Below are 19,938 nucleotides of genomic sequence, written 5' to 3' on the forward strand. Positions count from 1 at the left end.
AAAGCAAATTGCAACATAAAAGAACCTTCGATCGCGAATGCCTTACGATTTTATCTGAAGCGAGATTACAGTAAAGCTCGATCGCTCTGATCCATTACAATCCTTAATTTGAATCATTCCTATGAATTCTGCAACTTTCCCATCTGGCTTGACTGATCAGGAAGCCGCGACTCGACGTGCAGCGGGTCAAGGCAACAATCTTCCCCAACAATCCAGCCGAACTTACACCGATATTTTGAGAGACAATCTTTTTACGTTTATTAATATTGTTCTGTTTTTTATCAGTATTGTGCTGATTTTGCTTGGACGCATCGATGATGTGGGTGTGATTGCGTTTGTGATTGGAACAAATGCGATCGTCAATATTTATCAAGAGATTCGCGCCAAGAAAAAGCTTGATCAAATTGCCGTGGTGTCTCGTCCGACCGTAACGATCGTGCGGGATAGCCAAGAAAAAGTGGTTGATCCGAATGAGATTGTGATCGGTGATTTGATAGTTGTGCGTCCGGGAGATCAGATTGTTGTCGATGGCAGCGTGACCGGGGAGGGCGAGATCAATATGGATGAATCGCTGCTCACTGGAGAATCTGATTTAATTACGAAACAAGCTGGAAAACCGCTGTATTCTGGAAGCTTCTGTGTGAGTGGAAAAGCATATTATCAAGCCGAAAAAGTTGGCAAAGATAGTTATGCAAATCAGCTTACGGCTGGAGCCAAATCGTTCCGACGAGTTCTAACCCCGCTGCAAAAACAAATCAATTTAATCGTGCGATTATTGCTCGTTGCAGCGATCTTCTTGTGGTTGCTGGCAGGCATTTCTCTAATTATGGGTCTGACTCCATTTGAGCGGAGTGTTGAGAATGCTGCCGTGATCGCTGGATTAGTTCCGAGCGGATTGTTTTTGATGATCACGTTGGCGTATGCGATGGGGGCGGTACGAATGGCAGACCGCAATGCGCTGATTCAACAATCGAACGCGATCGAGTCTTTGAGCCATATCAATGTGATGTGTTTAGACAAGACCGGAACCCTCACAGCAAATCGGATTCAACTTCAATCCCTGCAACCGATCGGGCTTTCTGAAACGGAACTGCGATCGCGTCTCGGAGATTATGCGGTAAGCGCTTCGTTTAGCAATAAAACGAATGATGCGATCGCTCAATCCTGTCCCGGTGAGAAACGCAGTTTAAAAGAAGAGATTCCCTTTGCGTCCGCTTACAAATGGAGTGCAGAAGCATTCGATCAAGGAGGTGTCTATGTCTTAGGTGCACCCGATGTTTTGAGTGCGGCTGTTCCGCTGACCCGTGAACTACAGCAAGCCATTCAAGCAGGCGCTGATCAGGGCTTACGAGTGTTACTTTTTGCTCATACACCAGACTGGAAACCGATGCGGGGCACCGATGCGAATCAGCCTCAACTGCCTTTGGGACTTCAAGCGATCGGACTTTTATTTTTTGGCGATGAACTGCGTCCCCATGTGCAGGAAACATTGAGCCGATTTCGAGCGGGTGGGATTGAGGTGAAAGTCATTTCCGGCGATAATCCCAATACAGTTGCCGCTCTCGCCATGCAGGCAGGTTTAGATTCTGATATCAAGCTGGTTTCTGGGCAAGATCTAGCGAACATGGACGATCTGGAATTTGCTCAAACTGCCGCAGAAACGACCGTCTTTGGTCGAATTACGCCGGATCAGAAAGCTCGATTAGTCAAAGCATTTCAGAGTCAGGGTAAGTATGTAGCAATGATGGGGGATGGTGTGAATGATGTTCCATCTCTGAAGCAGGCGAATGTCGGCATTGCAATGGAGAGCGGGAGCCAGATTACACGCGGCGTGGCAGATATGGTGCTGCTCAAAGACTCTTTTGAAGCATTACCTGATGCGTTTTTAGAAGGACAGCGAATTCGGAACAGCATCGAAGATGTCACCAAAATTTCGCTGGTTCGTATCTGTGCATTTGTGATTCTAATGCTGTCTCTGGTGATGCCCGGTATCATTTTTCCGCTCACGATCAAGCACAATGCGATTCTAACGCTGCTTACCGAGGGAGTCCCCACGCTAGGTGTCACGCTTTGGGCAAGACCGGGTAAACCACCGAAACAGGGGTTAATTCGATCCATACTCCCCTTTATTGTGCCTGCAATGTCGCTACTCGCGTTGTTTAGCTTGCTGATCTACATTGGCTATACTGTGCAGCAAATTACACCACTGCTGAAATTGCTAGATGGCGACATGCCACTAGGGGAAATTGCTCAGGTCATCACACCCGCAAAAATCTTAGGTGCTTTATTTGTGGCGCGAAATGCGCTGTTAGCGTTTCTTATTTTTTGTGGGTTGTTGTTGATTCTGCTGGTGAAGCCACCTACACGGTTTTGGACGGGAGGGGCACCAATCAGCGGTGATTTGCGATATTTGTTTTTGTCGATCGCAATGTTAGGCGTATTGATCGTGCTGCTTGGGGTGCCCGGATTACGATCGCTGTTTGATCTTAGACCATTGCTACCGATCGATTATCTCATCCTGGCGCTGTTCGCTTTTCTCTGGGCGTTGCTGGTACGAACCGCATGGCGCAATCGGTGGTTAGAAACCTTTTTACACATCGAATCTCGTTCTGAATCATGAGATCGCACAATCTCAACTCGAATCATCAACTTGCCGTGATTCAAGTGAGCCGAGTGGGTATCTTAAGGATCGCCCACTCAGGCGGTGTAGTGAAATTGACTGTACGCGATCGTGCTCAAGCCGTACGATGAATCAGCAAACGGCTGCTGGCTCAAATAGCGCTTGCTCGATTTCTGATAACGCTCGTTCTAAATCGTCATTGACCACTTGAATGTCAAACTCTCCGGCTGCATCCACTTCTTCCCAGGCTCGTTCAAGCCGCCTTGCGATCGCGGTTTCCGAATCCTGTCCGCGTCCACGAATGCGGGCTTCGAGTTCCACCATCGAAGGAGGTGCGATAAAGATCTGGAAAGCGCTCGGAAACGATTTGCGAATTTGGCGTGCGCCATCGAGTTCGATTTCAAGAATGACCCATTTTCCGTTGCGGATTTTCTCTTCGACGATTCGCCTCGGAGTGCCGTAGCAATTTCCGGCGAATTCTGCCCATTCGAGAAATTCTCCCTGGGCGACCATTCGTTCAAATTGCGGTCGTGTGACAAAGTGATAATTTTTGCCATCGACTTCTCCGGGGCGGGGGGATCGAGTGGTGACAGAGACGGAGAGAAACAATTCTTCGTGTCGCTGGATGAGCGATCGGAGCAAGGTTCCTTTTCCGACACCGCTTGGTCCTGTTAAAACAATGAGTCTACCCTTGCTCATAGCTGTCTATACCTGACGTGTGCGCTAGTGTTCCCAGATTTCTGATTCTGTGAGTATAGCTTGCAACTCGACTGAATTAGTTAACGAAAGGGTGAAGGATTGAAAGGTTTTTCCAGATTCTAGTCGCCAAGTCCACCTTTAGAGGCGAGAGATCGGTTGGCAACTGTCTCCGGTTGGATGGCGGAAAGCACGATATGACCGGAATCCATAATGATTACGGCACGAGTTCGCCGTCCATAGGTGGCATCGATCAGTTTGTCGCTTTCGCGGGCATCGGTGACAATTCGTTTAATCGGGGCGGAATCGGGAGAAACGATCGCAATAATTCGATGCGCTGAGACGATATTGCCAAATCCGATGTTGATCAGTTTGATTTCGGTCATGTTAGGAATTCGGGGGGATCTGATCGGGATCGATGCCGATCGATCTCAAATATTCTTCGAGTTGATGCGCTCTTTGGCGTTCAGTTTCAAGCGATCGTTCTAATCGTCTAGCTCGTTGGTCAAGCTCGATCGAACTCAGAAATGGTCTACCATCGGGTCGGTAAATGACGAGTTCTCGCCCCAATCGAAATTCAATTCCTAATCGTGGGCTTGTCCAACCGTTCATTTGTGCGGTCGGAGCCAAGATTTCTCCCTGACGAATCCAGCCTTTTAGCTCAATATCGTCAGGATCATATAAGTAATATTCTTCAATCCCGTGAAGCTGGTAAAACGCCAGCTTGTCTGCCATTTCCTGAGCGGTGTTGCTCGGTGAGAGGATCTCGAACACGACTTGAGGGGGAACGTTATTTTCTTCCCATTGTTTGTACGATCCGCGTCTGCCTTTCGGTCTACCGAATACGACCATTGCATCAGGTGCAGCCGACCCTGCCGATCGCGACTTGATCGGATACCAGAGCAAATCTCCTGCGACAAACACATTTGGATCATCTGCAAATAGAATTTCGAGATTTTCTTTGATTAGAACGATCCAGCGAAACTGCTCGGTATTATCGGACATCGGTTTGCCGTCACTGTCGGGAAAGCGAAGATCAGTTGTAGAGTCAATGTTCATCTCAGCCACCTCGACAACAAGACTTTCTATAATTTTAAAGTGAATTTCTCAATTTTTTGTACCAGTCGCGGTTTTTGACCTACGATACACTCAATCTGTCTCTGGACGAAGTTTGAAGAATGAATGCCTTAGTGAATGTTGATGCGACGATCGACGTGAATGAGAATGACTACGTGACTTATCTCGATCCGACTCTGATTCAATCAGCGCGGCTGATCTATGAAACGTATTTTGCGGTTCATCCGGATATCGATCGACCTTTGGGCGTGGCGATTAATCGAATTACTCATCGCGGCAAAATTATTTTCTCAGGTAAACCGATTCTGTTGCCGCAAGAGTATTTTATTCCGTTTGAACTGATCGAGTAGAAATAAGGGCGCGAATTTGGCTCGATCGAGTTAAATGAAAACTGCCCTGATGTCTGAAGCGATTTATGGATATTCTTGCGGTTCCTGCACTGGTTTTGGTGTTTTTTGTCGGAGCCTCGATCGGAAGTTTTCTCAATGTGGTGATCTACCGATTGCCTGCTGGACTGTCATTAATTTATCCGCCTTCTCGCTGTCCGCATTGTCTCACTCGCCTGAAAAAACGCGAGAATATTCCAGTGTTTGGCTGGCTACGACTGAAGGGAAAATGTGCTCACTGTAAAAGCCGAATTTCACCTAGATATCCATTGATTGAAGCAGCGACAGGACTTCTATTCTTAGTGGTCTTTCTGCGTTTCGATCTGTCGCTTTCAACTTTGGGATACTGGGCGTTTTTGAGTTGGCTTCTGGCGCTATCGATGATTGATTGGGATACGATGACGCTACCAAATCCGTTGACGCAATCGGGCTTAGTGTTGGGATTGGTGTTTCAAACTGCGATCGGCTTTTTAACAACTGGCATCGTCGGCGCAATTCAGGGATTCATCAGCGGTGTGATCGGTGCGATCGCTGGAATTTGGCTACTCGATCTGATAGCGATCGTGGGATCGATGATTCTGGGACAGCCTGCAATGGGAGCGGGAGACTCGAAGCTGATGGCGATGATTGGGGCTTGGTTGGGCTGGCAATTGATGCTAATCGGTGGATTTTTGGCGTGTTTGACAGGTTCGATCGTGGGAATTGTCGCGATCAAATCAGGGCGGTTATCCCGTCGTCAGGCGATGCCGTTCGGACCGTTTTTAGCATTGGGAGCGGGGATCAGTTTGTTTTGTGGACAGGCGATGCTCTCGAACTATTTACGATTGTTTGCGCTGTAGAATGAGGTTTGATTAGCGTGGTTGAAAGCGACGGATGCGTATCTCTCTGAATTGGTTGCGGGAACTGGTAGATATTTCAATGACTCCGGAGGCGTTGGCGGAGAAGCTGACGATGGCGGGGTTTGAGGTCGAAGATATTGAAGATCGACGCACCTGGGCAGATGGGGTTGTCGTCGGGAAAGTCTTGACGCGAGAACAGCATCCAAATGCCGATCGCTTAAGTCTGTGTACGGTTGATATTGGGGCTGAGAGTCCGTCTCAAATCGTTTGCGGTGCGGCAAATGTTCGGGCTGATATTTTCGTGGCAGTGGCAACTTTGGGCACGTATTTGCCGAATGTGGATTTGAAGATCAAGCCTGCAAAGCTTAGAGGCGTTGAATCTAAAGGGATGATTTGTTCGATGTCAGAGTTGGGACTGACAAAAGAATCAGAAGGCATTCATATCTTTGATGAGTCTGTGACTGGGGAATTGAAGCCTGGAATGGATGTTCGTCCATTGTTGGGATTAGATGATGCCATTTTGGATTTGACTTCGACCGCGAATCGGGCGGATGCTTTGAGCATGGTGGGAATTGCGCGAGAAGTAGCAGCGTTGACGGGTGGAACCTTGCGACTACCGGAACCTGCTGCACCTCAAGTAGAAGAGAAACGATCGCTATCGATTTCTATTCAAGATCCGCAAGCTTGCCCGACTTACATCGGAACAATCATCGAGAATGTCAAAATTGCACCGTCTCCTCTGTGGTTACAGCGTCGATTGTTAGCGGCAGGAGTGCGATCAATTAATAACATTGTCGATGTGACGAACTACATCATGCTCGAATGGGGACAGCCGCTTCATGCGTTTGATCTCGATAGTTTGATCAAAGTTGCAGGAACTGATCGGATCGAAATGGGCGTGAGATTTGCTCGATCGGGTGAATCAGTCAAAACCTTGGATGGTCAAGATCGCAAACTTCAAGAGCAAGCCCTGTTAATCACCGTAAACGACAAGCCGACGATGTTAGCGGGTGTGTTTGGGGGAGAGGAAACAGAAGTAAGTGACAGCACTCAGAATGTATTGCTAGAAGCAGCCATTTTTGATTCTGCGGCGATTCGGAAATCAGCGCGATCGCAAGGTTTAAGAACAGAAGCATCTGCCCGATACGAACGCGGTGTCAATTTGGCAGGACTCGAAACCGCGAGTCGTCGAGCGATCGAATTGATGCTCGAAGTTGCAGGGGGAACGGTTACGGCTCAAAATACGATCGATCATCGACCAAACACTTTAACCAGAACGATCGAGCTTCGCTTAGAGCGCGTTCGAGAAGTGTTAGGACTGACCGAATCCGATGAAAACTTCGGTGAACTGCAAGTGCGTGATGTTGAGCGAACTTTAAGCGCTTTGGGCTGTGAGTTGAAATCGAATGGTGCAGACACTTGGATCGTGACGGTTCCGCCTTATCGATATCGTGACTTAGAGCGTGAGATTGATTTGATCGAAGAAGTAGCGCGGCTCTACGGCTACAACAATTTCAGAGACACATTGCCCGCTGAAACGGAACTGGGATATTTGTCGATCGAGCAAGTGATCAAGCGCAAAGTTCGCGAAGCATTCCGAGCCGGGGGATTAACCGAACTGATTCATTATTCGCTGGGTAAACCTGGAGAAGAAAGACAGATTGTGCTGGCAAATCCACTGTTTACTGAGTATTCTGCTTTGCGGACGGATTTAGTGAATGGCTTGATCGAAGCATTCCAGTACAACTTAGAACAAGGAAACGGAGCATTGAACGGCTTTGAGATCGGTCATATCTTTGCTCAAGAAGAAGAACTGGTCGAATCTGAAGCGATCGGCGGAATTTTGGGCGGCGATCCGACTGGGGGTAAATGGATTCGAGGCGGTAAAGATCAACCGATGTCCTGGTTTGAAGCAAAAGGCGTATTAGATAGCGTCTTCGATCGCATTGGTTTAACTGTGGAATATCAGCCCGATCGACAAGACAAGCGACTCCATCCGGGAAGAACGGCTTCGTTATGGGTAAAAGGCGATCGTCTTGGAACTTTCGGACAGTTACACCCTCAATTGCGTCAAGAGCGCGGCTTACCCGATGAGGTCTACACATTCCAACTCGATCTTGAAGTCATCATTCGCCATCTTGAAACCGATGAAGCATTAGTTCCGGTCTTTAAGGCGTTCTCGACTTATCCCGCTTCCGATCGCGATATTGCGTTTTATGCGGCGCGGGATGTTGCAGTGAGCGATTTAGAGCGCACGATCGTCAAAGCAGGCGGAAAACTGCTCGAATCGGTGGAACTGTTCGATGAATATAAAGGCGATCGCGTTCCCCAAGGGCAGCGGAGTTTAGCGTTTCGATTGGTGTATCGGGCTGACGATCGCACTTTAAAGGATGAAGATGTTGATCCGGTGCATCAGAGAGTACGGGAAGCATTAACTGAGAAATTTCGGGTAGACCTGAGAAGTTAAGGAGTGAAATTGTGCCGAAGTATGTTTTGTGGGGAAGCTATTGCGAAGATGTGCTAGAGAAAAGAGCAGCTTATCGCCAAGCTCATTTAGATGGATTAGCTAAACAGAAAGAAGATGGTGTTTTGATCACCATTGGACCAACGAAAGATATTACTAAAGTGTTTGGAATCTATGAAGCGGAAAATGAAGCGATCGTGCGTCAACTGATCGAGTCTGATCCTTACTGGCAAAACCAGATTTGGACAGATTACGAGATCAAAGAATGGATTCAAGCGATTTAAACCTAAAACGACGTTAGTTCGATGAGTCTCCCCGCTTCGTTGCTGCCTCGCCCCGGAATGAAATTCGGGGCTAACCGTGCGAAGTCCCTTCAGGACTGCAACCCTCAGACTGATTCATCTTTAGCCCCCTTTAGTGGGCTTCGCACCGCTAGCCCCGAATTCTATTCCGGGGCGGAATAGAACCGAAGTGAAAAGACTCGACAAACTAACGTTAAAACGGCAGTTTTGAGCCGTCCCAAGAGAAGAATTCTCCGCTGTTCGAGTCTTCTAGCTTGTCGAGAACCTCTAATAGTTGTCGCACCGTTCGCTCTGTTGAAAATAATTTCTCAGGCGGAACACTACGCTGAAACGGTTTCGAGAGTCTTGTATCAGTTGTTCCAGGATGCAATGTCACCACGATCGCATTTGGACAAGTGCGCTTAAACTCGATTGCCGTAGTTCGCATGAACATATTTAGAGCAGCTTTCGAGGCGCGATATCCATACCAACCACCAATATGATTGTCTGTGATACTTCCAACCTTGGCAGAAATCGTTGCAAGAATCGCACGATCGCGATGTTTTAACAACGGTTGAACATGCTTCCCTAACAATGCGGCTCCAATACTATTAATTTGAAAGTATTTCGTTAGCTGATCTGCATTCAGATGCCGCAAACTTTTTTCAGGCTGCATGGTTCCATCATGGAGAACACCGACGCAATTGATCACGTAGTGTAGCTCTGGTGTTTCTGATTTGATTTTAGCGATCGCTTGTTCAATCTGTGTCTCATTAGTAATATCGAGCGGCAATCGAACTAGATTCGGATGCTCTAAATTGAACAGTTCACAGTCTGGACTGCGGTAAGTTGCATAAACGCGATCGACTCGTTCTAAAACCTGTCGCGCAAATTCTAATCCAATCCCTTGACTTGCTCCCACAATCAGCGCGGTTGTAACCATTGCATTTTTTCGCTCAAAATTGTTCCGAGTATACCATCGGAACTTAGATGAACTCGGTACAATGCGGTGTGAGTTTTCGGAAAACTACATGGCGCTGAATTCTGAACTGTCAAACATACAAGCCCGATCGCTGTTAATTGCGATCGAATTAAGCTTGGCACTCTTAATCGGCTTTGGATTGTTAGCGATCAGTTTAGGGAGTGCAGCTTGGATTCTAGGCGGAATTGCCGCAGGCGCGATCGTCTATTTCAGCTATCGACACCTTGATCCAACAATTCAACCCAATCGGAACGCTCGAAAAGCTGGACAGTTGATCGTGGGATTGTCGATCGGACTTTCACTTCCTCCAGATCATCTCAGCGGACTTGCATCTGAAAGCTTTATTTTGCTCGGATTGCCCTTCTTTCTCATGGCGGCAGGCGGCGCGATCGGATTGCTTTATGCCCGTGTAGAAGGCATTGATTTGCTCACTGGATTACTCGCTACGACTCCTGGAAATATTGGTGTCATGGCAAGTTTGGCAGCCGATTACGAGAAAAGTACCGCGATCGTGTCTCTGGTTCAACTGATGCGGTTTACGACAGTCATTTTTGCAATGCCGCTCATTGCAAATGTCGCACTCCCGAATGCTTCCACTCATGCGATCGCAAGCTTCATTCATCGAGCATTTACTGTCGAGTGGTCAACATTTGGAATCGCAGGCTTGATGATTACGATCGCGGTAATTGTTGTTCATTTTGCCACTCAGATCAAAGTTCCACTCGCCGCATTTTTGGGTGCGATCGTGGTGGGTTTAGGCTTTGAATTGCTCTCATTGTTCAATGATTTGTTTCAGATTAGCTTTCCGCTCATTTTTAGTGTGATTGGTCAGATTTTGCTTGGAATGACGATCGGGGAATACTGGGGCATCAATCCACGGTTGAAGCTCACAACTGTATTAAAAGCGATCATTCCTGTTGGATTAATGTTGTTTGCTGGACTGATTGCCGCCGCAGCTATTCATTACTTCACGCATCTCAGTTGGTTATCGTGTTTGCTGATGGCAGCTCCAGGTGGTTCTCCTGAGATGATTGCGATCGCGTTAACGCTTCAGCAAGACCCGGAAATTATTACGATCGCGCATGTGATTCGCCTGCTGACAATTAATCTATCCTTGCCCTTTCTGCTTGAATTTGCAGCATACCAAACGGCTCACCAACCCACTTTTAAATAGATTCAACTGATAACGGTAGTCCAACGTAACCAATTGTTCATCCTGAAGTGTGAATGATTCAGCAATTTCTAAAAAATCTTGATTCACCAGGGTTAATCTGGCGCGAAAATAGCCTCGATCGAACAACACACGCTCATCCACAATGTCGATCGACGAAACGATCAAACTTGAATTCAGCTTTGCTTTAATCTCGCTGATGTACTGGTCTAACTCCATGGTCTCAGGACGCTTTAAGTTGCGCTGAGTTGTACATTTCGTAGTAAGTATTCCACTCGAAAAAGTCGATCGAGTCTCCCAGTTCTCCCGCCTGAAACTTCTGATAGAACTGTTCTGAGGGCATCTGATAAGCTTCCTCAAACTTCTTTAAGCGTTCCTCTAGACTTTGTTTTTCTTTTGCAATAGAAGGACGTTGAATCTTTTTCTCCAAAAACTGCCGCTCTTCGTCAGATAAAGAGAGAATAATCTGCGCTAGTGATTCGACTAATTTCTGATTCATTCTGTCTCTCCTGAATCTCGCGCCTCAGTGAGCTTATTTTAATGGAAGAGTTCAGCAGACGCGCAAAATATGAGCGGAAGAACGACGATCGACCATTCGTTTAGCCAGGTCAAAAGCGCGATCGAAACTTTCCCAATAAACAAGCGACCCAATCCGTTTAAGCTGCACGACCTATTGCGGATAAGACCATTTCAAATAACTCAATTGCATTATTGCTACAGCCAACTGCACCTCGGCGACGTGCTTCCGCAATATGTTCAGGCGACCTAGAACCAGCATAAATAATAAATGGTGTTTGCTCTCCTAGTGACCTGAGTTTATCTAGAAGCGTGTATCCTGCCTGAGAATCGGGGGGTCTACCCATATCTGAGATGATGGCATCAAAGCGCCGACGACTTAGCTTTTCCAAAGCTTCTTCTGTTGATGTGGCTAATTCAAAACTGATCCCTAAAGCTTCAAGCGATCGCCGCTCATAAATATTGTTATTTGGGCGATCATCAACCCAAAGAATTCTTGATCGGCTGGCGCGTTTAGCAATGCGAGAGTTGACAGCTTCAGCAACCACATCTACAGCATCTTTTGCTCCTTGTGCCGCAGTTTCAGAAGTTGGAGTTTCGCCAGGTTTTGATATCGCAGCAGCAGCCAAAGCCGCCGCCGCTTCAGCTTGCTTTCTCTTTAAAGAAGCCTCAAATCCTGCTCCCTTGAGCGATAGCTCACCTAAGCCTGAAAAGAAATCGCTCAGATCTCGACCAAAACGAACTAAGAAAAATAAAAGCACTGCTGGATAGACCAACACGCTAAACAACTTTGTGATCGCATCGATTAACTTAACAACGTCATCAACACTCATTGTCTAGCTCAACAAAAGTTTTCAACTTAGCTTACAGCAATCGTCTGTAAATTGAGCGAGAGCATCCACTCCAGAAAGGAATTAAGCAGATTTTCAATCGAGCTACTTGACAGCCGCCTCATTCCCACTTTCAGCCGCCAATTGCTCTAAGCGCTCTTGTTGGTCTTGAGAGATGCAAGTTTCGATTACGTCTTCTAAGTCACCTTCCAACACAGGGTTTAGAGCGAAGTTCTGACCCAAACGATGATCGGTTACGCGATTATCTTTGTAGTTGTAGGTGCGAATTTTTTCCGATCGCTCTCCCGTCCCCACCTGCGATCGACGCATCGAAGTGACAGCCTCTTGCTGCTCCCTTAATTTAATCTCATACAATTTCGCCCGGAGAATTTGCATCGCTCGTTCCCGGTTCTGAAGCTGCGATCGCTCTTCGGTACAAAACACTCGAATCCCCGTCGGCTTGTGAATCAAATCGACTGCGGTTTCAACTTTGTTGACGTTCTGACCACCCGCGCCGCCCGATCGCGCCGTTTTCATTTCAATATCTTTCGGATCGATGTGAACTTCCACATCATCGACTTCAGGCATTACAGCCACAGTCGCTGTCGAAGTGTGAACCCGTCCGGATGCTTCTGTTACCGGAACCCGTTGCACTCGATGGACTCCCGCTTCAAATTTCAGTTTGCTATAAACGCGATCGCCCTGAATTTCCATCACGGCTTCTTTGAATCCGCCCAAGCCTTCTGCTAGTGATTCGCTCGCCATTTTGACGCGCCAACCTTGACGCTCCGCAAATCGCGAATACATTCTCACCAAATCACCCGCCCAAATGCTGGCTTCATCGCCTCCGGTGCCTGCCCGAATTTCCAGCATGATGTTCTTGTCGTCATTCGGATCGCTTGGCAGTAGGAGAATTTTTAATCGGTTTTCTAATTCTTGCAGCTTGGATTGGAGTTCTTCCACTTCCATCGCTGCCATTTCTTGCATTTCAAGATCGCCGCCGGATTCCTTCAGAAGCTGACGCGCTCCGGCTAAATCCGTCTCTGTTTTGCGCCAAAGCTCATAGGTATTGACCGTTTCTTCCAACGACGATCGAGATTTTGCCACGCGCTGAAACTCGCCCGGATCTCTTGCGATATCCGGGTCTGCGAGTCTCCGCGTCAACTCGTTAAAGGTTTGCTCAACCGAATTTAGTTTGTCAATTAGGTATGCTTCAGCCATGAGAATCGAGCCTCAAAAAATAGGAATTCGGTGAAAAGACAATCGCGGCAACTCAAAACGCGATCGTCGAATGAGTTTCAACCGAGTTGTCCTACTTTTGGTCGTCGCTCTTCTGGGATTCGCTCATGCCGTACTTCCGCAAGAAGCGCTCCACACGTCCCTCAGTATCAATGATCTTCTGAGTTCCGGTGAAGAATGGATGATTGCCTGACCACACATCAACGTGTAGTTCTGGTCTGGTCGAACCCACGGTCGCAACGTGTTCACCGTTACAGAAAACCTTAGCTTCGGGGTACCAGGTCGGATGAATGCCTTTCTTTGCCATTGTCTTTTCTCCAGCGTTCTATATCGATTGTAACAATTAGCGTTTCGAGAACTGGGGAGCTTTCCGAGCTTTGCGAAGACCGTATTTTCTCCGCTCTTTTGCTCTCGGATCACGGGTCAGGTAGCCTTCGACTTTGAGCGGCTTACGGTTTTCGGGGTCGAGTTCGCACAACGCACGAGCCACACCAAGTTTGATCGCGTCTGCTTGTCCGGTCAGACCGCCACCGTGAGCCGTTACTAAAATGTCGTATTCCCCCTCTAAACCGAGCGTTTCTAACGGCGCTTTTGCACCTGAAAGATACTCAGCATTGAACTGGAGGTAAAGATCACCGGGCTTGCCGTTGATCGTAATCGTTCCTTCGCCCGGAACGAGACGGACACGAGCGATCGCATTTTTACGGCGACCTGTGCCCTGATACATCACTCTGCCTTCTGTCGCTTGCATGGATTACTTCTCTCCCGGAATCGTATTGATTTCTAACACTTTGGGTTGCTGTGCGGCATGAGGATGATCAGTACCCGCATACACTTTCATTTTGGTGAAAAGCTGACGACCCAGTGAGTTCTTCGGCAGCATTCCTTTAACGGCTTGCTCGATGATGCGCTCTGGCAATCTGGCTTGCAGTTTTTCAAAGGATTCGGTTTTCATTCCACCCGGACGACCGGAGTGACGACGATAGACTTTTTGGCTAGATTTTTTGCCTGTGACCACGACTTTTTCCGCGTTGATTACAACAACGAAATCGCCTGTGTCCAAGTGGGGGGTGTAAGTGGGTTTGTTCTTACCGCGAAGTACCATCGCGATTTCAGTCGCCAAACGTCCGAGGCGTTGATCCGCTGCATCCACAACGTACCAATCGCGCTGGATTTCAGCGACCGGAGGTAAGTAGGTTTTGTTTTCCATGAGCTTGGGGTTTAGTGAATAGTTCGGGAACAGTCGATCGTAGTACGTCAAGCCGCTCTAAATCAATGGTGAGCCTTTTTAATTCTGTGGGGTAGGTATCTTGCCTGCACCCAGTCTTCAGCCCAATGTCAGGCAAGATGCCTGACCCACAATTTATTTGCTCAATACTAATTTCGGCTGTGAATCAAACCAGAGTTCTGGAGGAAAAGGCATCTCAGGATAGCCCACTCTCAGCAAGCAAAGTCCTTGAGGAGGAGCCGCATACCGCACTTCTTCGCGCCGTTCTTCAGTCCACAAGCGCGTAAAGTCCTGAACTGATCGATCGCCTCGACCCACTTCTACCAGCAGTCCCACCAGAAGCCGCATCATTCCATACAGAAATCCACTGGCTTGAACTTCGATATAGAGAAACGAATCTGCTCTCACACATTCCGCTGCTTGAATTTCCACCCAAGCATGAGGACGGCTCGAATTTGCCCTCTGAAACGCTGCCATGTGATGGCGACCAATCATCGGGTCTAATGCTTTCTGAATCTTAGACTCATCTAGCGGGGCGTGGTAGTAGTGCCAAGACAGAGATCGAGCAAATAGGTTCGGTCGTGCCTCGGTGTAGATCGTATAACGGTATCGCCGCCAGGAAGCGGAAAATCGGGCGTGCCAATCACTCGGAACTGCCGCCGATGCCCGAATCAACACATCATCAGGAAGTCGAGCATTGATCACATCCGCCCATCGGTGTGCCGGGATCACAGTCACCACATCGAAATGTGCCACCTGAGCCGCGGCATGAACGCCCGTATCGGTTCGTCCTGCCGCGTGAATCACTACCCGATGACCGACGACTGATGCGATCGCATCTTCAATCTCTTCTTGAACTGAGCGATGATTCGGTTGCCGTTGCCACCCGTAAAAGCGAGTGCCCACATACTGAATGAGTAGAGCGACTCTCTGGAGGGTCGGCTGAGCAGTTGCCATCTTAGGTCAATTCGATAATCGCCATTTCAGCATTGTCACCGCGACGACGCACCGTTCTCAAAATGCGGGTATATCCGCCTTTGCGATCGGCATATCGTTGAGGAGCTTGCTCGAACAAAGCGTGAACAAGCTGCTTATCGTAGATGTATCCCATCGCTTGACGACGAGCGGCAAGAGAGCCATCTTTCGCCAAGGTGATCATTTTTTCAGCTTCCGATCGCACTGCTTGAGCGCGAATTTTGGTCGTTTGGATTCGACCGTTGCGGATCAGTTCGGTGGTTAAAGCTCTTAACAGTGCTTTCCGCTGATCCGCAGGTTTGCCCAACATGGGGACTCTACAACCGTGACGCATAGCTTTTACTAGGATTTAGATTTTTCTTGCGGCAGGGTGATCCCTAACCGTTGTTGCAGTGCTTCGACGACTTCCTCGGCAGACTTTGCCCCGAAATTCTTTATTTCGAGTAAGTCTTCTTGGCTGTAGTCGAGCAGATCCGCGACCGAGTTGATTTGAGCGCGTTTCAGACAGTTGTAAGCTCTGACTGAAAGTTGTAGCTCTTCGATCGGGATTTGATTTTCGATCCGCTCATCGCTCATTCCATCATCATCCGAAGGCTCGAACGTAATGTCTTTGAGCGGGTTAAACAGATCGACCAGGATATTTGCCGCCTGACTCAGCGCTTCTTGCGGAGTCAAACTGCCATTTGTCCAGATTTCCATGATCAAACGGTCTTTTTCAGCCGTTCCACCTTGGCGAGCATCTTCGACGCTGTACTGTACCTTTCTCACGGGCATGAATACAGAGTCGATTTGCAAAAAGTCGAGCGCGGTGTCATCCGTGAACTTGCCAGCTCCCCGATATCCCTTGCCCTTCTCGATCTTGAACTCCATTTCTAAGGTGGCGTTCGGCGCGAGGGTTGCAATATATTGATCCGGATCAACAAGTTCCACTTCAGACGGCAAATCAAAGCTTTCAGCAGTCACGGTCGATTGACCTTGCACCAAAAGCCGACCGATTTGAGGCTGCGACGAATAGGTTCTGAACACCAGCTTTTTCATGTTCAGCATGATATCCAGCACATCTTCCCGAACGCCCGGAATCGTTGCAAACTCGTGAGTGACACCTGCAATCCTTACCGCCGTTACCGATGCGCCTTCTAAGTTCGACAGCAACACGCGACGAAGCGCATTTCCAACAGTAGTGCCTTGTCCCCGTTCTAGCGGCTCCAAAATGAACTTACTGTATTGGCTTTGATCCTTTTCCGTCGTGGTATCAATACATTCGACCTGAAACTGTGCCACGGAGTAGCCTCCCTTTCTCCTTGAGTGTGAGGGATGATCCCTCAATTTGACATCCAACCCGTTTCGTGCCGTCCATTATAGACAGCAAATTCACGATTAAACGCGACGGCGTTTCGGCGGACGACAACCGTTATGAGGAATGGGGGTGACATCGCGGATCAGGGTGATTTCAATTCCAGTGCCCTGTAACGCTCGAATTGCGGTTTCGCGTCCCGCTCCAGGTCCGCTCACCATCACTTCAAGCTGACGCATTCCTTGATCCATTGCGCGACGAGCGGCTGCTTCGGCAGCGGTTTGAGCCGCAAAGGGAGTTCCCTTCTTTGCACCTTTAAAGCCACTCGATCCCGCAGATGCCCAAGAAATGACTTCACCTTGAGTATCCGAAATCGTTACGATCGTATTGTTGAAGGTCGATTGAATATGAGCGACCCCACTGGGGATGTTCTTTTTCGCCTTGCGCGGACCCGTTTTCCGCTGCGGTTGTCTTGCCATGTCAAATCTCTTAATTTACGCTGCTACGTTCCTACAAGCGGTGCTTACCCGGAGGTAATGCACCTTATTTCTTACCTGGAGCCTTTTTCTTCCCGGCAACCGTCCGACGACCGCCCCGACGAGTCCGCGCGTTGGTTCGCGTCCGTTGACCCCGCACAGGCAGACCCATACGATGTCTACGACCGCGATAGCATCCGATATCCATCAATCGCTTGATCGACATCGATTCAAACCGCCGCAAGTCTCCTTCAATCTGATAGCCGCCTTCGACTGCTTCGCGCAGTGCAGCGACATCTGCTTCACTGAGATCCTTCACGCGAATGTCAGGATTAACTCCTGTTTTCGCGATGATTTCTTTAGACCGGGTGGGTCCAATTCCGTAAATATATCGAAGACCGATTTCCACTCGCTTGTCGCGAGGGAGGTCTACGCCCGCAATCCGCGCCACGTTGTTTCTCCCTAAACCATAGATAAACAGTCGAAAAGGTCTGCCGTTTTGGGTGCAATCCCCCTGTGCGGCAGACTCATACATGAAGCCTCGTTAACCCTGACGCTGTTTGTGCTTCGGGTTTTCACAGATCACCATGACGCGCCCTTTCCGACGAATGACGCGACATTTCTCACAAATTCGTTTGACTGACGCTCGTACTTTCATGCCCTATCTCGGCAACATTACAAACACAATATCCTAACAATTTTATATAACACTTGTCAAAGGGTTCTTTTGATGCAAGGCTAACGACCGCCTTTGTTTTTGAGACGGTAGGTGATGCGTCCTTTGGTCAGGTCGTAGGGGGTGAGTTCGACTTTGACGCGATCGCCGGGAAGGATCTTGATATAGTTGCGCCGAATTTTGCCGGAGATGTGTGCGAGTACGTTGAAGCCGTTGTCGAGGTCTACCCGAAACATTGCGTTGGGCAGCGAATCGACGACGGTTCCTTCCATTTCGATCAGGTCTTGTTTAGACAAGCGGCAATGTCCTCCAATGAGTGAATAGGGTCGGGGTTGCATTTTACCCTATTTGAGTGTAGATCATTCAGCCCTCGATCGACATTTTTTAGAGGACGGTCGAGCGATCAAAGAATGAGTTGCTTTAGCTGACTGACGGCTGAAGTAAAACTTAATTTACCGTTCTGCTCTTCAAGTCGGCTTTGTTGGTAATTGTTGTACATCTCATCACGTCGCTCTTCTCGTAAGTAGTGAATCAGTAGCCTTTGAACCTCTTGTTTCTCCTCAAACGACAGATTTTTAATCTTTTCCACTACGTCGTTAAAGCTCATAACGTAAATCCTTACGCTTCCCGTCACGCTAAACATAGTTTAAACTTTTAGACATGAAGTTATGAAAAAGGTAACTCAAGTTGTAAGGCACTTACCAAGCTTAAATAATACTTCCTGTCCTTCAGGGCACGTTCTATTTCTCCGCAATGATGTAGCGAAACGAACAAAGCCGCTGCTCTGGCTTGACAATTGAAAGATTTTTGAGGATTGAATGCGATATCAGAAAAGCCTTGATACTTGAATAATTGTTCAGCTAACGTAGAGTTACATGAGAGTGCAGTTAAGTACAGCCAATCGTAAAAAGAAGTGATTGGATTAGACGGAAACTCGTCATCAAAGAACCTGTAACCTATGAAATCTCCTGAGTTACGCAATCTCTCATCAGTTTTAGCTTCTCTACTGGAACAAGAGTATAAATCTTGATAAGGTCCACCATTTCTGAAAATTTTGCTACCTTGATAAGCGCACTCTACGGTGAGTCGTGCATTTTTCTTCACCAAGACTAGATTGAAGGCACTTAAAGAAACGCCTACTTCATCTACTGATTTTGACGATATTTCTAAAATCGGTGATATTCCTTCCTTTGCTGCGGCTTCGTGTAAAGCAGCAATCGACTTTTGGGCTTGAAGCTTTGACAATCCAGAATGCCACTGGAAGTCGATTGTAGCTTTCTTGACAAATGGAAAGCCGTTGAGATCAGGAATAAAGATAGGTCGTCTTGCCATAGTCAGTTAAAAAGAAATTTCGTTAGGGACAGAAGTATCAGCCTGAGAACTTCCTACATTTGCGTAGTGTGATTGCCAAGTTCTCCAATCTTGTCTAGGTTTGAAGTACTGTTGACTAGAGTAAAAAAATTGGGAATCTGAATTGCGGAGATAAGGTTCGCTTAGGATTCCGATATTCGTGGTGAGCCATTGCCTTCCAACGAATTCATTATAAAAGTGAACCGCTGATAGGTAGTGTGTAGGTATTGCCTCTAAAACCAGGACTTCAGATTGAGGATGTGTTGGATAATTGATTGGTATGTGCAAATCTTGACGTTGAATCCGTTCATAATCCGAAAACATCTGCAACAAGGACTGAGCTTGCTTTCTTGTTTCTATCAACGAATTTGAAATTCTAGTAGATGCTGCATTTTCAACGCAGAATGCACAATCTAATTCCCATAGAACAGATGCTTTTAGTAACAGAACAACCCAATTAGAAGGATTGTTGTGATTGTACTTGTAAAACATTCTATAGTTTGGAAAGCTGATGCTCAAGCAAATAGCTTGTCTACACCCATCCAAACGTTTAGAATCATTAAAAACTGGCTGATGCTCCACTGGAAGCTGTTCAAGTAAATACCGACCAAGCAATCCTTGCTGCAAAATGCTTCGTAAGTTTTGAATGCGTGTGAAATGTATGAGCGTGTTAATACCACGTTCATTGCAAATTCGATGTATTGCCAAGGCGTGGGGATGCGGCATAAATTAACAGCGATTTAGTATCTCTGTTAATTTGCCCATTACCGACAGCCACTTATCATCCGACTAGGCGGGTTTTCTAAAAGCAGTGTGCAGGCGTTTCAGTTGCTCATGC

General features: G+C 47.6%; 27 protein-coding genes. 6 read left to right on the forward strand and 21 right to left on the reverse strand.

Annotated elements, in window-relative coordinates:
* Positions 1–121 precede the first annotated feature (121 nt).
* Positions 122–2,620, forward strand: a complete 2,499-nt coding sequence (locus tag NIES2104_RS24805) for an HAD-IC family P-type ATPase (RefSeq protein ID WP_059000897.1) — start codon at positions 122–124, stop codon at positions 2,618–2,620.
* A 132-nt stretch (positions 2,621–2,752) separates the two neighbouring features.
* On the opposite strand, the gene gmk is transcribed toward NIES2104_RS24805, so the two are convergent.
* The 3 genes from gmk to NIES2104_RS24820 form a co-directional block, all read right to left on the reverse strand.
* On the reverse strand, positions 2,753–3,319 hold the full coding sequence (gmk, locus tag NIES2104_RS24810) for a guanylate kinase (RefSeq protein ID WP_059000898.1): 567 nt from the start codon (positions 3,317–3,319) through the stop codon (positions 2,753–2,755).
* 119 nt (positions 3,320–3,438) lie between these two features.
* Entirely contained in the window at positions 3,439–3,702 is a 264-nt protein-coding gene (gene remA / locus NIES2104_RS24815; RefSeq protein ID WP_059000899.1) for an extracellular matrix/biofilm regulator RemA, read from the reverse strand.
* A 1-nt stretch (position 3,703) separates the two neighbouring features.
* The gene (locus tag NIES2104_RS24820; RefSeq protein ID WP_059000900.1) at positions 3,704–4,375 is read right to left on the reverse strand and encodes a Uma2 family endonuclease; all 672 of its coding nucleotides are present in this window, start codon (positions 4,373–4,375) and stop codon (positions 3,704–3,706) included.
* A gap of 119 nt (positions 4,376–4,494) precedes the next feature.
* Between NIES2104_RS24820 and NIES2104_RS24825 the strand changes: the two genes are divergently transcribed.
* From NIES2104_RS24825 to NIES2104_RS24840, 4 genes are all read left to right on the forward strand, one after another.
* Positions 4,495–4,743 (forward strand): hypothetical protein, encoded by a 249-nt coding sequence (locus NIES2104_RS24825; protein WP_059000901.1) that lies wholly within the window; start codon positions 4,495–4,497, stop codon positions 4,741–4,743.
* A gap of 65 nt (positions 4,744–4,808) precedes the next feature.
* Entirely contained in the window at positions 4,809–5,618 is an 810-nt protein-coding gene (locus NIES2104_RS24830) for an A24 family peptidase (protein WP_059000902.1), read from the forward strand.
* 34 nt (positions 5,619–5,652) lie between these two features.
* On the forward strand, positions 5,653–8,085 hold the full coding sequence (gene pheT, locus NIES2104_RS24835) for a phenylalanine--tRNA ligase subunit beta (protein WP_059000903.1): 2,433 nt from the start codon (positions 5,653–5,655) through the stop codon (positions 8,083–8,085).
* A gap of 11 nt (positions 8,086–8,096) precedes the next feature.
* Positions 8,097–8,366, forward strand: a complete 270-nt coding sequence (locus NIES2104_RS24840) for a YciI family protein (RefSeq protein ID WP_059000904.1) — start codon at positions 8,097–8,099, stop codon at positions 8,364–8,366.
* Between the two features lie 211 nt (positions 8,367–8,577).
* Here the strand turns inward: NIES2104_RS24840 and NIES2104_RS24845 are convergent, their stop codons facing one another.
* Positions 8,578–9,306 (reverse strand): SDR family NAD(P)-dependent oxidoreductase, encoded by a 729-nt coding sequence (locus tag NIES2104_RS24845; protein WP_059000905.1) that lies wholly within the window; start codon positions 9,304–9,306, stop codon positions 8,578–8,580.
* Positions 9,307–9,394: 88 nt separating this feature from the next.
* Between NIES2104_RS24845 and NIES2104_RS24850 the strand changes: the two genes are divergently transcribed.
* The gene (locus tag NIES2104_RS24850) at positions 9,395–10,519 is read left to right on the forward strand and encodes an AbrB family transcriptional regulator (RefSeq protein WP_059000906.1); all 1,125 of its coding nucleotides are present in this window, start codon (positions 9,395–9,397) and stop codon (positions 10,517–10,519) included.
* Here NIES2104_RS24850 and NIES2104_RS31010 read toward each other — a convergent pair.
* The 17 genes from NIES2104_RS31010 to NIES2104_RS24925 all read right to left on the reverse strand — a co-directional run bounded on the left by NIES2104_RS31010 (position 10,454) and on the right by NIES2104_RS24925 (position 19,826).
* Positions 10,454–10,735, reverse strand: coding sequence for a hypothetical protein (locus NIES2104_RS31010; RefSeq protein ID WP_156427040.1), 282 nt, complete (start codon positions 10,733–10,735; stop codon positions 10,454–10,456). The two genes, NIES2104_RS24850 and NIES2104_RS31010, sit on opposite strands and share 66 nt — an antisense overlap.
* 4 nt (positions 10,736–10,739) lie before the next feature.
* Positions 10,740–11,015: a hypothetical protein gene (locus tag NIES2104_RS24855; protein WP_059000907.1), complete on the reverse strand. Its 276-nt coding sequence runs from the start codon at positions 11,013–11,015 to the stop codon at positions 10,740–10,742.
* A gap of 157 nt (positions 11,016–11,172) precedes the next feature.
* The gene (locus NIES2104_RS24860) at positions 11,173–11,865 is read right to left on the reverse strand and encodes a response regulator (RefSeq protein ID WP_059000908.1); all 693 of its coding nucleotides are present in this window, start codon (positions 11,863–11,865) and stop codon (positions 11,173–11,175) included.
* A gap of 102 nt (positions 11,866–11,967) precedes the next feature.
* On the reverse strand, positions 11,968–13,083 hold the full coding sequence (gene prfA, locus NIES2104_RS24865; protein ID WP_059000909.1) for a peptide chain release factor 1: 1,116 nt from the start codon (positions 13,081–13,083) through the stop codon (positions 11,968–11,970).
* A 91-nt stretch (positions 13,084–13,174) separates the two neighbouring features.
* Positions 13,175–13,408 carry a 50S ribosomal protein L31 gene (gene rpmE, locus NIES2104_RS24870; protein ID WP_059000910.1) on the reverse strand — a complete coding sequence of 78 codons (234 nt, stop codon included), beginning with the start codon at positions 13,406–13,408 and terminating at the stop codon, positions 13,175–13,177.
* A 36-nt stretch (positions 13,409–13,444) separates the two neighbouring features.
* Positions 13,445–13,852 (reverse strand): 30S ribosomal protein S9, encoded by a 408-nt coding sequence (gene rpsI, locus NIES2104_RS24875; RefSeq protein WP_059000911.1) that lies wholly within the window; start codon positions 13,850–13,852, stop codon positions 13,445–13,447.
* A gap of 3 nt (positions 13,853–13,855) precedes the next feature.
* Positions 13,856–14,311, reverse strand: a complete 456-nt coding sequence (gene rplM, locus NIES2104_RS24880; protein ID WP_059000912.1) for a 50S ribosomal protein L13 — start codon at positions 14,309–14,311, stop codon at positions 13,856–13,858.
* Between the two features lie 153 nt (positions 14,312–14,464).
* Positions 14,465–15,286 (reverse strand): tRNA pseudouridine(38-40) synthase TruA, encoded by an 822-nt coding sequence (gene truA / locus NIES2104_RS24885; RefSeq protein WP_059000913.1) that lies wholly within the window; start codon positions 15,284–15,286, stop codon positions 14,465–14,467.
* Between the two features lies 1 nt (position 15,287).
* Positions 15,288–15,638, reverse strand: coding sequence for a 50S ribosomal protein L17 (rplQ, locus tag NIES2104_RS24890; protein WP_059000914.1), 351 nt, complete (start codon positions 15,636–15,638; stop codon positions 15,288–15,290).
* Positions 15,639–15,646: 8 nt separating this feature from the next.
* Positions 15,647–16,585 (reverse strand): DNA-directed RNA polymerase subunit alpha, encoded by a 939-nt coding sequence (locus tag NIES2104_RS24895; RefSeq protein WP_192843623.1) that lies wholly within the window; start codon positions 16,583–16,585, stop codon positions 15,647–15,649.
* A gap of 96 nt (positions 16,586–16,681) precedes the next feature.
* Positions 16,682–17,077 (reverse strand): 30S ribosomal protein S11, encoded by a 396-nt coding sequence (rpsK, locus tag NIES2104_RS24900; protein WP_059000915.1) that lies wholly within the window; start codon positions 17,075–17,077, stop codon positions 16,682–16,684.
* A gap of 64 nt (positions 17,078–17,141) precedes the next feature.
* Positions 17,142–17,525 (reverse strand): 30S ribosomal protein S13, encoded by a 384-nt coding sequence (rpsM, locus tag NIES2104_RS24905; RefSeq protein ID WP_059002062.1) that lies wholly within the window; start codon positions 17,523–17,525, stop codon positions 17,142–17,144.
* Positions 17,526–17,618: 93 nt separating this feature from the next.
* Positions 17,619–17,732 (reverse strand): 50S ribosomal protein L36, encoded by a 114-nt coding sequence (gene rpmJ / locus NIES2104_RS31015; RefSeq protein ID WP_071596180.1) that lies wholly within the window; start codon positions 17,730–17,732, stop codon positions 17,619–17,621.
* 80 nt (positions 17,733–17,812) lie between these two features.
* Positions 17,813–18,046, reverse strand: a complete 234-nt coding sequence (gene infA / locus NIES2104_RS24910) for a translation initiation factor IF-1 (protein WP_059002063.1) — start codon at positions 18,044–18,046, stop codon at positions 17,813–17,815.
* Between the two features lie 107 nt (positions 18,047–18,153).
* Positions 18,154–18,357: a hypothetical protein gene (locus NIES2104_RS24915; RefSeq protein WP_059000916.1), complete on the reverse strand. Its 204-nt coding sequence runs from the start codon at positions 18,355–18,357 to the stop codon at positions 18,154–18,156.
* Between the two features lie 59 nt (positions 18,358–18,416).
* Positions 18,417–19,082, reverse strand: coding sequence for a hypothetical protein (locus tag NIES2104_RS24920; protein ID WP_059000917.1), 666 nt, complete (start codon positions 19,080–19,082; stop codon positions 18,417–18,419).
* Between the two features lie 6 nt (positions 19,083–19,088).
* Positions 19,089–19,826 carry a DarT ssDNA thymidine ADP-ribosyltransferase family protein gene (locus NIES2104_RS24925; RefSeq protein ID WP_072218130.1) on the reverse strand — a complete coding sequence of 246 codons (738 nt, stop codon included), beginning with the start codon at positions 19,824–19,826 and terminating at the stop codon, positions 19,089–19,091.
* Between the last annotated feature and the right edge of the window lie 112 nt (positions 19,827–19,938).

This window comes from Leptolyngbya sp. NIES-2104 (genome assembly GCF_001485215.1).
Classification (GTDB): domain Bacteria; phylum Cyanobacteriota; class Cyanobacteriia; order Leptolyngbyales; family Leptolyngbyaceae; genus Leptolyngbya.